The organism is Novosphingobium capsulatum NBRC 12533 (assembly GCF_001598375.1).
GTDB classification, from domain to species: Bacteria; Pseudomonadota; Alphaproteobacteria; order Sphingomonadales; family Sphingomonadaceae; genus Novosphingobium; species Novosphingobium capsulatum.
This window is the reverse complement of sequence record NZ_BCYV01000013.1, coordinates 218,567-232,625: the sequence shown is the minus strand read 5'-3', so window position 1 is coordinate 232,625 and position 14,059 is coordinate 218,567. Positions and strand designations below refer to the sequence as shown.

At 67.5% G+C, this 14,059-nt stretch carries 14 protein-coding genes; all 14 read right to left on the bottom strand.

What is annotated here, in order from left to right; translation table 11 throughout:
* Positions 1–73 precede the first annotated feature (73 nt).
* The 14 genes from murD to SCA01S_RS13540 all read right to left on the bottom strand — a co-directional run bounded on the left by murD (position 74) and on the right by SCA01S_RS13540 (position 13,950).
* A complete protein-coding gene (murD, locus tag SCA01S_RS13605; protein ID WP_022675969.1) occupies positions 74–1,369 on the bottom strand; it encodes a UDP-N-acetylmuramoyl-L-alanine--D-glutamate ligase in 1,296 nt (431 codons plus the stop codon).
* A complete protein-coding gene (gene mraY / locus SCA01S_RS13600) occupies positions 1,366–2,430 on the bottom strand; it encodes a phospho-N-acetylmuramoyl-pentapeptide-transferase (RefSeq protein ID WP_022675968.1) in 1,065 nt (354 codons plus the stop codon). The genes murD and mraY overlap by 4 nt, the downstream gene beginning before the upstream one ends.
* Complete coding sequence (locus SCA01S_RS13595; protein WP_062786375.1) at positions 2,431–3,936, bottom strand: UDP-N-acetylmuramoyl-tripeptide--D-alanyl-D-alanine ligase; 1,506 nt, start codon at positions 3,934–3,936, stop codon at positions 2,431–2,433. It lies immediately after the preceding gene.
* A complete protein-coding gene (locus SCA01S_RS13590; protein WP_062786372.1) occupies positions 3,933–5,399 on the bottom strand; it encodes a UDP-N-acetylmuramoyl-L-alanyl-D-glutamate--2,6-diaminopimelate ligase in 1,467 nt (488 codons plus the stop codon). Before SCA01S_RS13590 ends, SCA01S_RS13595 begins: the two co-directional genes overlap by 4 nt.
* Entirely contained in the window at positions 5,396–7,135 is a 1,740-nt protein-coding gene (locus SCA01S_RS13585) for a peptidoglycan D,D-transpeptidase FtsI family protein (protein ID WP_062786370.1), read from the bottom strand. The genes SCA01S_RS13590 and SCA01S_RS13585 overlap by 4 nt, the downstream gene beginning before the upstream one ends.
* Complete coding sequence (locus SCA01S_RS22295; protein WP_062786367.1) at positions 7,132–7,929, bottom strand: hypothetical protein; 798 nt, start codon at positions 7,927–7,929, stop codon at positions 7,132–7,134. Before SCA01S_RS22295 ends, SCA01S_RS13585 begins: the two co-directional genes overlap by 4 nt.
* On the bottom strand, positions 7,926–8,930 hold the full coding sequence (gene rsmH, locus SCA01S_RS13575; RefSeq protein ID WP_245652610.1) for a 16S rRNA (cytosine(1402)-N(4))-methyltransferase RsmH: 1,005 nt from the start codon (positions 8,928–8,930) through the stop codon (positions 7,926–7,928). Before rsmH ends, SCA01S_RS22295 begins: the two co-directional genes overlap by 4 nt.
* A complete protein-coding gene (locus tag SCA01S_RS13570) occupies positions 8,927–9,427 on the bottom strand; it encodes a division/cell wall cluster transcriptional repressor MraZ (RefSeq protein WP_062786364.1) in 501 nt (166 codons plus the stop codon). Before SCA01S_RS13570 ends, rsmH begins: the two co-directional genes overlap by 4 nt.
* Before the next feature lie 401 nt (positions 9,428–9,828).
* Complete coding sequence (locus tag SCA01S_RS13565; protein ID WP_022676167.1) at positions 9,829–10,179, bottom strand: hypothetical protein; 351 nt, start codon at positions 10,177–10,179, stop codon at positions 9,829–9,831.
* A 14-nt stretch (positions 10,180–10,193) separates the two neighbouring features.
* Positions 10,194–11,192, bottom strand: coding sequence for a cysteine synthase A (locus SCA01S_RS13560; RefSeq protein WP_062786361.1), 999 nt, complete (start codon positions 11,190–11,192; stop codon positions 10,194–10,196).
* 62 nt (positions 11,193–11,254) lie between these two features.
* Positions 11,255–11,917: a heme exporter protein CcmB gene (gene ccmB / locus SCA01S_RS13555; RefSeq protein WP_062786358.1), complete on the bottom strand. Its 663-nt coding sequence runs from the start codon at positions 11,915–11,917 to the stop codon at positions 11,255–11,257.
* Positions 11,914–12,528, bottom strand: a complete 615-nt coding sequence (gene ccmA, locus SCA01S_RS13550; protein ID WP_062786355.1) for a heme ABC exporter ATP-binding protein CcmA — start codon at positions 12,526–12,528, stop codon at positions 11,914–11,916. The genes ccmB and ccmA overlap by 4 nt, the downstream gene beginning before the upstream one ends.
* Before the next feature lie 4 nt (positions 12,529–12,532).
* On the bottom strand, positions 12,533–13,336 hold the full coding sequence (locus SCA01S_RS13545) for an SDR family oxidoreductase (protein ID WP_062786353.1): 804 nt from the start codon (positions 13,334–13,336) through the stop codon (positions 12,533–12,535).
* Positions 13,333–13,950: a DNA-3-methyladenine glycosylase family protein gene (locus SCA01S_RS13540; RefSeq protein WP_022674666.1), complete on the bottom strand. Its 618-nt coding sequence runs from the start codon at positions 13,948–13,950 to the stop codon at positions 13,333–13,335. The genes SCA01S_RS13545 and SCA01S_RS13540 overlap by 4 nt, the downstream gene beginning before the upstream one ends.
* Between the last annotated feature and the right edge of the window lie 109 nt (positions 13,951–14,059).

The following is a 14,059-nucleotide window of genomic DNA, read 5'->3' as shown; positions in this document are numbered from 1 at the left end:
GCCGAAGCCGCCGTGGCGGCAGGCGCGGTGCCCGATGCCGGGGGCAGGACGGGGCCGCCTGAAGCCATGCCGGTCAGCTCCCTGCCGTGAGAGCGGCGACGATCTGGCGGAAGCATTCGCCGCGCGCCTCGAAATCGCGGAACTGGTCGAAACTGGCGCAGGCCGGCGACAGCATGATCACATCGCCCGGTACGGCCTGGGCCATGGCGGCGCGCACGGCATCGCCCAGCATCTCGGCGCGCGTCACCGGCAGCACCGGCTCCAGGATTTCGGCAAAGCGCGGGCCCGCCTCGCCAATGGTATAGGCGCGCACGACATGGCTGAAATGCGGCGCGCATTCGTCCAGGTCATCGCCCTTGGGCAGGCCGCCAACGATCCAGTGGATGCGCGGAAAGGCGGCGAGCGCCGGCGCGGTGGAAGCCGGATTGGTGGCCTTGCTGTCGTTCACGAACAGCACGCCGTCCTTTTGCGCCACGCGTTCCATGCGATGGGGCAGGCCCACGAAGCTGGCGAGGCCGGCCTCGATCGTCGGCTCGTCCAGCCCGAGATAGCGCGCCGCGCCCACCGCAGCGGCGGCATTGGCGCGGTTGTGCGGGCCCTGTAGCGATGGCCACTGCGCCGGATCACCGGGCAGATCGATCGCGTTGATGAAAGTGAAGTTGGCGCCTTCCGGGGCAAAGCGCAGCACGTCGTCGTCAAGCTCTGCCCGCATGTCCACCAGCGCGAGGTGGCCCGGCGCCTGCATGCCAAACAGCCGCGCCTTGGACGCGACATAACCATCGTAGCCGTCGTAACGATCAAGGTGATCGGGGCTGAGGTTGAGCAGGATCGCCACATCGGCATCGAGCCGCTGCGTCAGATCGATCTGATAGCTCGACAGTTCCAGCACATAGACGCCGCCAGCGGGCAGCGGCTGCTGTTCCAGGATCGGCTTGCCGATATTGCCGCCCATCAAGGTGGGCACGCCGGCCTGCTGCAACAGATGATGGGTCAGCGCCGTGGTGGTGGATTTGCCGTTGGTGCCGGTGATCGCCACCACGCGGTGCGGCGGCAGATCGCCGCGCGCCTGGGCAAACAGTTCGATATCGCCGATTACTGGCACGCCAGCGGCGCGGGCATGGGCGGCGATCGGGTGGCGGTTGAGCGGCACGCCGGGGGAAACCACGATCCCGGCAAAACCAGCCAGGTCGATCGCCAGCGGATCAGCCAGGGTCACGCGCCCTTCCAGCGCGGCGCGCGGTTCCTCGCGCGCATCCCAGGCGGTGACCAGCGCGCCGCTGGCCAGCAGGCATTCCACCGTGGCCATGCCCGAGCGCGCTAGGCCGAGCACGGCATACTTTTTTCCAGCAAAGGCAGGCGAGACGATCATCGCACCTTCAGCGTGGCAAGGCCAAGCAGCGCCAGCACGATCGAGACGATCCAGAAGCGGATCACCACGGTCGATTCCTTCCAGCCGAGCTGCTCGAAATGGTGGTGGATCGGGGCCATGCGGAACACCCGCTTGCCCGTGCGCTTGTAGACGAAGACCTGCACGATCACCGAAACGGCTTCCATCACGAACAGCCCGCCGACTATCGCCAGCACGATTTCATGGTGCGCAGCCACCGCGATTACGCCCAGCGTGCCGCCCAGCGCCAGGCTGCCGGTATCGCCCATGAACACCGCGGCCGGCGGCGCATTGAACCACAGGAACGCCAGGCCCGCGCCCATGACGGCGGCGCAATAGATCGCCAGTTCGCCCGCGCCCGGCACATGGGGAATGCCCAGGTAATGGGCATAGTCGGCGCGGCCAGCCAGATAGGCAATGATTGCAAAGGTGCCGCAGGCGATGATCACCGGCATGATCGCCAGCCCATCGAGCCCGTCGGTCAGGTTCACGGCATTGCCCGCGCCCACGATGACAAACGCGGCGAACACGAAATAGAACGGCCCAAGCGGGATATAGAGGTTGCTGAACACCGGCACGTAGAGATTGGTTTCGGTCACGACCAACCATGCGGCGATCCCGGCGATCACGAATTCCAGCAGCAGGCGCACCTTGGCCGGCACGCCCTGGTGGGCATATTTGGTGACCTTGTCGTAATCGTCCATGAAGCCGATCAGGCCAAAACCGAGCGTGACGATCAGACAGGCCCAGACATAGCGGCTCGACAGGTCCATCCACAGCAGCAGACCCAGCACCAGCGCCGTCACGATCATCAGCCCGCCCATGGTCGGCGTGCCGCGCTTGGCTAGGTGGCTTTGCGGCCCATCCTCGCGGATCGGCTGGCCCTTGCCCTGGCGCATGCGCAGCATGTTGATGAAGCGCGGCCCGATCATCAGCCCGATCAACAGCGCGGTCAGCAGCGACGCCCCGGCCCGGAACGACTGATAGCGAAAGAGATTGGTCAGGCCTTCATAATGCAGCCAGTGAGCCAGGAGATAGAGCATTCACCGTTCCTTGTCAGGCCAGCGCCCTGACCCCAACAGGTCAACCAGCGCGCCCAGACCAACCGAATTCGAACCTTTTACGAGGATGGCGTCCCCGCCCGCAATGCCGATCCGCGCCAGCACGTCTGCTGCCTCGGCACTCGTTTGCACATGATCGACTTGCAGGGGCGCTGCAAGCGCGGCTCCCTCGCTTTTCCCCAATGCGGCGGCCAATGCCGCCATTTCGGGGCCAACCAGCACGGCATGGGCAATGCCGGCGGCCAGCACAGGCCCAGCCAGCTCGGCGTGATAGCGATCTTCATCGGCGCCCAATTCACGCATCGCGCCCAGCACAGCGATGCGGCGCGCCGCCGGCGTGGCGCCCAGGCCAGCCAGCGTTACCGCCATCGAGGCCGGATTGGCATTATAGCTTTCGTCGATCACCAGCGCGGTGCCGCTGCCATCGCCGCCATCGGCAGCCACCTGATGGCGTGCGCCGCGCCCGGCAAGCCCGGCCATTTCTGCCAGCGCCAGGCCGGCCGCACCCAGGTCTCCACCCACGGCGCGCACGGCGGCCATCACGGCCAGCGAATTGATCACCCAGTGATCGCCCGGCTGCGCCACGGTATAGCACAGCTTGCCGCCGCCTTCGCCAAAGCCACCCAGGTCGGCCGTGACAAGTGAACCACCGCCCGGCGCCGGCACCACATCGAGCAGGCGCACGTCGGCATGGGCCGCGCGGCCAAAGGCGATGATCACGCCGGCATGCTGGGCCGCCTTGGCGCGCAGGCGTTCATAATGCGGGCTGTCGGCCGGGATGATCGCGATGCCGCCCGCCTCCAGCCCTTCGAAGATTTCGCCCTTGGCATCGGCGATGGCTTCCTCGCCGCTAAAGTGGCCGATATGCGCGGGCGCGATGGTGGTGACGATGGCAACGTGCGGCCGCACCAGCTGCGTCAGCGCAGACAGCTCTCCGGCATGGTTCATGCCCATCTCGAACACGCCGAACTGGGTGCGCGCCGGCATGCGCGCCAGGCTGAGTGGCACGCCGACGTGGTTGTTGTAGCTTTTGACCGAGCGATGCGCCCGCCCCCGGCTGCCGCGATCGAGGGCGGCAAACAGCGCTTCCTTGACCGAAGTCTTGCCGGCCGATCCGGTCACCCCGATCACCCGCGCTTCGGGCGCCAGACGCGCACGCGCGGCGCGCCCTAAGGCATCGAGCGCGGCGGTGGTATCGTCAACCAGCACATGCGGATGCAGCACCGAATGCTCCACCACCGCAGCGGCAGCACCCTTGCCGAATGCGCCGGTGACAAAGCGGTGGCCATCGGCGCTTTCGCCGCGCAGCGCGAGGAACAGGTCGCCCTCCATCACCTCGCGGCTGTCAAACGCCACGCCGCCCACGGCAAACGCGACAGAGGCCTTGCCGCCGGTTGCCGCCGCGATCTCCTGCGCTGTCCACAGGGCCAGCGGGGTGTCGTCCTCGGCCTCAAGCGGCCAATCGATCAGGGCGGCGGCTGCGGTCATCCGGTTATCTCTCCCACGCATTCACGGGCCACCTGCACGTCATCGAACGGCAGCACCCGCATGGCTTCACCACGCCCCACGATCTGTCCCTGTTCGTGGCCCTTGCCGGCCACCAGCACGATATCCCCCTTGCCCGCCTGGCCCACGGCATGGGCAATCGCAGCGCGGCGATCGGCCACTTCCACGGCGCGGCCATCGCATCCGGCCATTACGGCAGCTCGGATCGCGGCGGGATCTTCGCCACGGGGATTGTCATCGGTCACGATCACCAGATCAGACCCGGCGCAGGCCGCCGCGCCCATCGGCGCGCGCTTGCCGGTATCGCGATCGCCGCCCGCACCGATTACGGTGATCAGCCGCGCGCCGACATGCGGGCGCAGCGCGGCAATCGCCGCCTCGATCGCGTCGGGCGTGTGGGCATAGTCGACATAGACCGGCGCCCCGGCGCGATTGATCGCCGCGCGTTCCAGCCGGCCGCGCACCGGCTGCAGGCGGGCCAGTGCATCGAGCGTTGCCGCCGCCGCGCCGCCGCTGGCGATGACCAGCCCCGCCGCCACGAGCGCGTTGGCCGCCTGATAGGCGCCGATCAGCGGCAGCGTGACCTTGCGCGTGGCACCATCGTGCACCAGTTCCAGCACTTGGCCCAGCTGCGTCGGCGTGCGGCCAGCCAGGCGGATCGCCTCACCCTTTTCGCCCACGGTCAGCGCCTTGAGGCCGCGCGCGGCGACATGGGCCAGGGCCTTGTCGCTCCAGGCATCGTCGGCCCAGACCACGGCCGTACCGCCATCGACGACCACTTCGTCAAACAGGCGCATCTTGGCCGCAAAATAGGCGTCCATCGTCTCGTGGTAATCGAGATGGTCGCGGCTCAGGTTGGTAAAGCCGCCCGCCATCACTCGCAGTCCTTCGTTGCGGAACTGCGACAGGCCGTGGCTCGAGGCCTCATAGGCAACATGGCTCACCCCTTCGCGGGCCAGGCCATGCATGTTTGCCAGGAACGTGACGATATCGGGCGTGGTCAGTCCGGTAGAGACGCTTTCATCGGCGGTGGTGACGCCCAGCGTGCCGATCGAGGCAGCGGCATGGCCGGCCATGCGCCACAGCTGGCGCGTCATTTCCACGGTCGAAGTCTTGCCGTTGGTGCCGGTCACAGCCACCACGGTTTCCGGCACCGGGGCAAAGAACGGCGCCGCCAGATGCGCGAACAGGCGGCGCGGATTGGCGTCGGCGATGTGCACGGCGCCTTCCACGCGCGCTTCGGGCCGGGCGACCACCGCGACGGCGCCAGCGGCGATGGCGGCGGGAATGAAGTCTTCACCATTCACCTGCGCGCCGGCAAAGGCGCCAAACACCGTGCCCGGCGCCACCTTGCGGTTGTCGATGGCAAAGCCGGTTACGTTGATGTCAGCGGCTGCCTCGGGCAGCGCCACGCCGGCAGACCGTGCCAGCACACCCAGCTTCATTCACCTTCTCCATTGCCGATCAACGGCGAAAGATCCGAAATATCCACGTCGCGGCTGCCATCGGGCACCACGCCCAGCAGCGGCCCGATGCGCGGAACCACGCGGCCCACGATCGGCGCCGCGTTCCAGGCCGCCGTGCGCTGGCCCGAGGTGGCAGCCGTGCCTTGCGGTTCATCGAGCATGGCGATGACCACATAGCGCGGCTTGTCCATCGGGAAGGCGGCCGCAAAGGTCGCGACCAGCGACGTCTTGCGATAACCGCCATTGCCGGGCTTTTCGGCCGAGCCGGTCTTGCCGCCCACGCGGAAGCCCGAGGCATCGGCCTTGCGGCCCGTGCCATCGGCCACGATCATGCGCAGCAACTGGCGGATGCGTGCGCTGGTCGAGGCCTTGAACACGCGGGTGCCGGCCGGAATGTGCGCCGGATCGACCTTGAACAGCGTGGCCGGGCGCCAGATGCCGCCATTGACCAGCGCGGCATAGGCGCAGGCCAGATGCAGCGGCGTAACCGCGATGCCGTGGCCATAGCTGACCGTCATGGTGGTGATCCGGCTCCAGTCGCCAGCCTTGTTTTCGCCGTGCGGCCATAGCGGAAACCCGCGCGCCGGCAGCTCGATCGTGGGGCGCTGGTTCATGTGCAGCGCCATCATCGTCTGCCTCAGCAGCGGGCCGCCCAGCTTGTCGGCCACTTGCGCGGTGACGATGTTCGACGAGTGGATCAGCGCCTCGGGCACGTTGAGCGAGGCGCCGAAGTTGTGGCTGTCGTGGATGGTGCGCCCGGCAATGTGCAGCGGCGCGGTCGGATAGCGCACCGACAGGTCGGTGACGACGCCGGCATCGATCGCGGCCGCAATGGTGATCGGCTTGAACGTGGAACCCAGTTCATACACCTGGTTCGACACGCGGTTGAACACCAGGTCGTTGAATGCGCGGTCTGACCGGTTGGGGTTGAACGAAGGCAGCGAGGCGAGCGCGATCACTTCGCCGCTATCGACGTCGAGCACGATGCCGGCCGCGCCCTTGGCATTGCTTTCCTGCATGCCGCGCAGCAGCTCGTCTTCCAGCGCACCCTGGGCGCGCGAATCGAGCGAGAGTTCCACCGGGGTGCCGCGCTGCGCCGGATCGAGCAGGCGGGGTTCGAGCACCTGCTCCATCCCGACGTGGCCCTTGCCCTCTTCATCGACATAGCCCAGCACGTTGGCCGCGAGCGAGCCTTGGGGATAGTAGCGCTGGTTCTCGCGCGGGAATTCCAGCGCCGGTTCGCCCAGGGCAAACACGCGGTTGGCTTCCTCGGGCAGCACGCGCTTGCGCAGATAGCTGCCCTTGCCCGATTTCAGCCGCGCCACCAGATCCTTGTAATCGGCATCGGGAAAGATCTGCATCAAGGCGCGGGCCACTTCCTCGGGCGTCTTGACCAGAGGGTTGCCCTTTTCGCCCAGCGCCTTGGGATTGAACCACAGCGAATAGGACGGAAACGCGCGGGCCAGCGGCACGCCGTTGCGATCGGTGATCTCGCCGCGCGGGGGCAGCAATGCCTCGGCCAGCGAGCGGCGATCGGGCGCCTGTTCGAACAGGCCCAGCTGCGTCAGGCGCACCAGCGCCGTCAGCGTGAGGAAGACAAAGCCGACCGCGACCACCAGGACGCGAACCTTGGCAGTGACCAGCGAACGCTGGCGCACGCTGGCCAGCTGGACGCGGCCGGTGGCGATGGCGGCCGAGGCGGTAAGCTGGTTCACCGGCTCGTCTTCACTCCTGTCTTGCGATCCCCGCGGGCACTCTTCTGCGCAGTCTTGACCGGCGGCTTGGCCTTGGCCTTCGCCTTGTCCGTGCCGCCCTTGCCATCCCTGGCGTCTGCCCGGGCAGACTTGGTGCCAGCCTTAGTCCGCGCGACTACCTCGCGGGAAGCCTTGGACGCGGCCTTCTCCACACTTGCCGTGTGCTTGGCGGTGGTCTTGTCGTGCTTTTCGCGCTTTTCGTCGCGCGCCGCCACCGTATGGGTGGTGGCCGCATGCAGCGTGCCGAGCTTTTCGGCCAGCGTGGCGGTTGCCTGGGCATGGTCGAGCGGGCGGCTGCGCGGCTTGCCGGCGCCAGCATCATCGCTTTCCGCCTCGTGCGTTTCCGACAGCGGCCGCACCGCCGGATGATCGCCCGACAGCGCCGGGAACGCGGCAGCGGCAATCACGCTGTCATCCACCGTGGCCACGCGAATCGGGGCGGGTGCATCGGGTTCGGCCGGCTTGCTCAACACTGCCAGCTGGCGTTCGTTTTCCAGATACTGCCCGGCGACCGGGGCGACATAGCCGAATTCAAGATCGTTCCACGCCTTGAGCTGCTGCTGGTTGGCGCGCGTTTCGAACTCGGTTTCCAGGTACATCTTCTGCTGCTTGAGCGCCACGATCTGGCCCTCGGCGCGGTGCACCTGGCTGCGCAGGGCATTGACCCGGAACGACAGGATCATGACCAGCGCGCCGCACACTGCAAGCAGGGCGAGCCAACCGATCGAACGCAGGCGTTGAGCAGACAGGATCATGCCGACAGGTTCCCCGCAAGCGCGCGCGCCGGGGCAGCGGTTCGCACCGCCCAGCGCAAGGTGGCAGACCTGGCGCGCGGATTGCGCGCCTCTTCTTCCGGGCCAGGGCGGATCGCCGCCGATGGCTTTTCGAACACGGCCGCAAAGGCTTGCGCCTGGGGCGGCAGATGGCGCGAGCCAGCAGGCGTGGCGCCCGCCGCCTCGCGCAGGAACTGTTTGACGATACGGTCTTCCAGGCTGTGGAAGCTGACCACGGCCAGCCGCCCGCCCGGCGCCAGCAGGCGCTCTGCCGCATCGAGCGCGGCGCGCAGTTCGTCCAGTTCGCCATTCACGTGAATGCGCACCGCCTGGAAGCTGCGCGTGGCCGGATCCTTGGCCGCCCCCGGGCGATAACCCAGCGCCTTGCGCACCACGGCGGCGAATTGCCCGGTGGTGGTCAGCGGGCGCGCCGCGACCACGGCGCGGGCGACGCGGCGCGATTGCCGCTCTTCGCCGTAGATATAAAGCACATCGGCGATCTCGGCCTCGTCGGCCTCGTTCAGGAAATCGGCCGCGCTCATCCCGTCCTGCGACATGCGCATATCGAGCGGGCCATCGCTGGAAAAGGCAAAGCCACGCTCGCGCTGGTCAAGCTGCATCGAGCTGACCCCGATATCGAGCACCACGCCCTGCACCTGGCCCACCCCGGCTTCGGCCAGGGCGGTGGCCATTTCCGAAAACCGGCGCGGATGGAGCACGAGGGTGGGCGCGGCGCCCTGGGTTTCGGGCCAGAGGCGGCCAGCGGTGATCGCATCGGGATCGCGATCAAAGGCGTGGACCGTAGCGCCCTGGGCCAGGATCGCGCGGGTATAGCCTCCCGCACCGAACGTGCCGTCGACGATCACCTCGCCCGGCTGGGGTGCCAGCGCGGCGATTACTTCATCGAGCAGCACGGGAATGTGCGGGGCCTGCGCGGGCACAGCTGCCGAGGGCGGCAGGTCGGTGGGCAACTGCGCGCTCACTTGCGCTTCGCCTTTTGCGCCGCTTCGGCCATCAGCGCGCGGCAGGTCGCCTTGGCGCTGCCCCAGCCGCTGTCCATCGTGAACAGCACCTCGGGTGCCCAGATGGTGAAGAATTCCCCGCCGCCATGGAAATAGAGCGCGTCGTTCACGCTGGCCTGCTCCCCCAGGTGATCGGGCAGGATGAAACGACCGGATTCGTCAAAGCTGGCACGCAGGAAACCATAAAGCTGGGCGGCACGGGTGTCAGGGTCAAAGTCGTCGCCGCGCTTGAAGGCCATTTCCTCTTCCCGGGCAATGCGGGCGGGAAAGGTTTCCACGCGGGACAGCCCGAAACCGGTGAGGCAGGGGAACTTGTGATGGCGATCGAGGCAAAGCAGGCGCTGGCCCTGCGAAGCGTCTTTCACGGTGGCGCGGAAGTCTGCGGGCAGGACGAAGCGGTTCTTCTCGCCACGCGGCGAGAAGCCCTGCCCCCAATAGTTTGACGGTGCTCCCGCCACGTCCCGTCACCACCTTGCCCGCCGGACAAAAGCTCCCCGTCGACGGCTGATGTGCGCACACCAGCCGAACCATCCCCCACGGATGCGACATGAAAGTTTGTCCCGATGGCGCCATGCTATCGCGGGACGCCCCGGGCGAAAAGGGGAAATTGCGGGAAAGAACGGTCAGAAGCTGATTCGATTGAGGTTTTTTATGGTATTTTACGCTTAACCATAGATATGTTCACTTTATGTTTCACATTGAAGCCCTTGGAATCCCGCCAGTTTCCGAATCACGCCCGTAATGGAGATGGTTTTTCGCGCGCTTTCCCGTGAACGAACGGGAATGATCGGCGGTTTGGCCCGTGCTTTCCCCGAACAGGGCGGATTTGCCACCTGGGGGCAATCCGCAGTGCGGCGGATCAGTGCTGCTGGCTGGGGTTCTGTTGCGCGGGGGCGGCGCCCACCGGCAGTTCGGGGGCCACGCCCATGTCGACCAGCGGGTCGTTGGCGGCCGTGGCGCTCGCTTCCACCGTGGGATCGAGTGCGGCCGCGCGGTTGGCCAGGGTCACCCGCTCCATGACAACATTGGCCAGGCTGATCAGCAGGATGATCCCGCCCAGGCCAAACAGCCCCACTTGCAGGCGATAGACCGCCTGCGCGCGCAGTTCGCGGGGCGAAAGCGGGACATGATGCACCGGCGCGATCGGCGCAGCCGATGCGGCCCCGAACGGGGTCAACTTGCGTTCGCGATGCAATCGGAACAGCGCCATCGCGCGGCTATAGCTTATTGCTCAAGCCACGGGAAGATGGGCAGCCCCTTGGCGCGCAGCCATTCGGGATTGTAGAGCGACGAGAGATAGCGGAAGCCGGTATCGCACAGGATCGTGGCGACGCGCGCGCCAGGGCCGAGCTGCTTGGCCAGCGCCACTGCGCCTGCCACGTTAATCCCGCTCGACAGGCCCAGGCACAGCCCTTCCTCGGCCAAGAGGCGCTCGACCCAATAAAGCCCTTCCTGGTCGGAAATGCGGAACTGGGTATCGATCGGCGCGCCTTCGAGGTTGGCAGTGATGCGCCCCTGGCCAATGCCTTCAGCGACCGAAGACCCTTCGGCCTTGAGTTCGCCATGGGCGTAATAGTTGTAGAGCGCGGCGCCGTGGGGATCAGCCAGGCCCACGGTGATCTTTTCGTCAAAGGCCTTGAGGCCCATGCCGGTGCCGGCGATCGTGCCACCGGTGCCGGCCGCGCAGATGAAGCCATCGACGCGGCCATCCATCTGCGCCCAGATTTCGGGCGCAGTGCTTTCAATATGGGCGCGGCGGTTGGCAATGTTGTCGAACTGGTTGGCCCAGATCGCGCCTTCGGTTTCCTCGGCAATGCGGCGCGAGGTGTGGACGAAGTGGTTGGGATTGGAAAAGGGCGCGGCCGGCACCAGCACAAGCTCGGCCCGCAGCGCGCGCAGCGTATCCATCTTTTCGCGCGACTGCGTCTCGGGCATGACGATCACGCTTTTGTAGCCCAGCGCATTGGCGACCAGCGCCAGGCCGATGCCGGTGTTGCCCGCCGTACCTTCCACGATCGTGCCGCCCGGCTGCAGCGCGCCGCGTTCCTCGGCATCGCGCACGATCCACAGCGCGGCGCGATCCTTGACCGAGGCACCGGGGTTGGCAAATTCGCACTTGCCATAGATTTCGGCGCCGGCGGCCTCGCTCGGGCCGGCCAGGCGCACGAGCGGGGTATTGCCGATCAGGGAGAGGCTGTCAGGGACGATCGCAGAACCAGTCATGCCTTGCGAGGTAAGGGGCCATGACGCAAACGGCAACCCAATTGCGCTTGGGGCAGGCAAAGCTATTCGCGTGCCGCCCGGATCGCTGCCGCCCCGGCAAACGGCGCCACGGCCAAGGCCACCAGGCTGCACGCCGCCAACAGGCCCAGGCCGCCCTCGCCCCCCGGTTGCAGCGAACCGGCCCCGAAAATCAGCAGCGGCACGGTCAGCGGAATGGCCAGCAGCCCGCCCAGCGCCGCACCGGCGCGCAGGCCGGCAGTGAGCGCGGCGATCGTCACGCCAATCGCCGCAAGCCCCGGCGTGCCGAGCAGCAGACCCCATTCGACCAAGGCCAGTTGCCCGGCATCGAGCGAGAGCAGCCCGGCTGCCACGGGCGCGGCGAGCAGCAGCGGCACGCCAAAGCTGATCCAGTGCGCCACGATCCGCACCATCAGCAGCACTTCTTCCGACAGGCCGCGCAACGCCCACTGATCGAACAGCCCGGCTTCGACATCGGGCTCTACCAGCCGATCAAGCGGCAGGATCGCGGCCAGCAGCGCCGCGACCCAGATCACGCCCGCCCCGGTGCGAGCCAGCAGGCGCGCATCCGGCCCCACGGCAAAGGGATAGAGCATCGCCACGGCGAGGAAGAACAGCAGCGGCAGCGCCGCCCCGCCCCGCCCTTGCGCGCCGCGCAGCAGCAGCGCCAGATCACGGCGGAAGATTGGCCAGATGCGCGCGATCATGCCCAATCTCCATCGCCATCATCGCTTTGTGGCGCGGGCACGTGATCGGCCATGGCCAGGGTCTGCACCCCGGCCAGCGCCAGCGGCTGGTGCGAGGCGATGACGACCAGACCACCAGCGGCGCGGTGCGCCTCGATCGCGGCTTGGGCCCTGGCCGCCCAGGCCGTGTCGAGGCCATTGAGCGGTTCGTCGAGCAGCCAGATCGGCGCCTGCGCCGCAGCCAGGCGCGCCAGCGCGGCGCGCTTCTTCTGCCCGGTGGAAAGATAGCGAACCGGCACATCGGCCAGATCAGCCAGGCCGAAGGGATCATCCAGCGTGGGTACGGTGGCATCGATCGCATGCCAGAACGCCAGCGCCCGGCCCAGCGGCTGATGCGGATCGAGCGCGAGCCGCTCGTCGACCAGGGCGACGTTGCCAGCGCGCTCCACGCTGCCGGCAAAGGGCCGCATCAGCCCCGCCAGGATGCGGATCAGGCTGGATTTGCCGATGCCATTGGCGCCGGCCAGATGCAGCGCCTGCCCCGCTTCCAGCGCAAAGCCCACGCCGCGAAACAGCACGCGATCGCCACGCCGACAGGCAAGGTCATGGGCGGCAAGATGGGGCGCGATCATGTGATCAAGCCGTAGCCGTGCCACCGCCCCGCCGCAACCGGCGGCGCAGCGTGCCCGGCAGCCAACGCGCGGCAAAGGCCAGGCGCCGCGCCGTGGGGCCGACCAGCATATGCAGGCGCGGCCCATGCACCGCCTGCCACGCCGCCTCAGCCACGGCATCGGGCGTGCCGATCTCCAACCCCTGGCGCACCACTGCGTCTGTGATCGTGCCGGGCGTGGCGGCATTGGGTGCGTGTTCGAGCAGCGGCGTGGCGATGAAGCCAGGCATGAGGCTGCGCACGGCAATCCCATCGCCCGCCCATTCGGCGTCGAGCGCCTCGGTCAGCGCGCGCAGGCCCGCCTTGGTGGCGGCATAGACCGACGTGCCCGGCGTGCCATAGAGCGCAGCCGCGCTGGCGGTGTTGAGCAGGCAGGCGCCCTGCCCCGCGGCCGCCTTGAGCCAGGGATAGGCCGCCCGTGCGCCCAGCGTGGCACCGGTCAGGTTGATCGCGATCACCCGTTCGATTTCGTCCACCGTGCACTGCGCCAGGGCGCCGCCCAGCGGCACGCCGGCGTTGTTGGCGACGACATGGATCGCGCCGCCCCCTGCCGCTGCAGCCAAGCCCAAGGCAATGTCCCACCCAGCGGCATCGCGCACGTCGAGCAGGTGAGCTGACCAACGCCCGGCCGGCAGAAGCGCACCGGTCTGGGCCATGCCGGCGCTATCGACATCGGCCAGCGCCACAAACCAGCCTTCCCGGGCAAAGCGGATGGCGATGGCCCGGCCGATGCCCGACGCGCCACCGGTGACGAAGATGCATTTCGTCATAGCGCGGGATTGGCATAGCAATGCCAGGTAAACAGCGCGAGGGCGCCGCGATGCGGGCGCCAGGGCTCGGCCAGAGCGCGCGTTTCCTTCTCGCTCGGCCGTTCCGGCAGGCCCAGCAACTTGCCCAGGCCAACCTGCACGGCAAGGTCTCCTGCTGGCCAGATATCGGGCCGCCCTTCGGCAAACAGCAAATAGATTTCGGCAGACCAGCGGCCCACGCCCTTGATCTGCACCAGTTGGGCAATGGCCGCCTCATCATCATCGGGCAAGGCCGCCAGATCGAGCGCGCCCGATACCACCAGTTCGCACAGCGAGCGGGCATAGCCCTGCTTCTGGCGAGACAGGCCACAGCTGCGCAGCGCATCGAAATCGGCCGCGAGCAGATCGGCCGGCGGCATGTCGGGCCCCAGCAGCGCTTCGAGCCGCGCCCACACCGATGCGGCTGCCGCCACGCTCACCTGCTGCCCGACGATGGTGCGCAGCAGCGTACGGTAGCCGGTTTCGCGAATGCGCGGTTCGGGATAGCCGACTTTGGCCAAAGCTGCGGCAAAAGCCGGGTTCTGCGTGGCGAGATGATCCAGTCCCGCCGTGATCGCCTGGTTAGAAAGTCCCATTCGGCGCTGCATCCCTTCGCACATGCTCAAATTTTTCTGGCCAATATTTTCCCAGGGCATTAGCAGCCGGGACGAAGGGCGAACAGAGATCGATGCGAATCCCGCCCAC